A 292-nucleotide genomic window follows, 5' to 3' on the forward strand; every position below is an offset into this window, starting at 1 on the left:
TGCGACCAAACCTTCTTCATACTCACCGCGAAATGAAGGCACAACTTTGTACTCAGATTGACTCGCATTAAAGTCGTTAATGAGACTTTCTGTTTGCTTGCCTAACTCACCACTCATAGAATGCCAAAAGCTGATTTTGGTCTGCGCAAAACTCGCTGTTATTCCTGCTAAAGATATTATAATAGCAACCGTAGCCGCTATGAAAAGATAAAAACGACTCATGGTTCACCCTTTCTGAAGTGATGGAATACAAACTACCCCTGAATTTATTATAGTATTACACATGAACATG

1 pseudogene is annotated in these 292 nt (G+C 39.4%); it reads right to left on the reverse strand.

Annotated features, from left to right (window positions below):
* Positions 1–222: pseudogene (locus tag ACFINC_RS10005) on the reverse strand (sn-glycerol-3-phosphate ABC transporter substrate-binding protein); the annotation flags it as partial.
* Positions 223–292: the final 70 nt, after the last annotated feature.

The organism is Bartonella sp. AP58NXGY, assembly GCF_042195785.1.
GTDB lineage: Bacteria > Pseudomonadota > Alphaproteobacteria > Rhizobiales > Rhizobiaceae > Bartonella.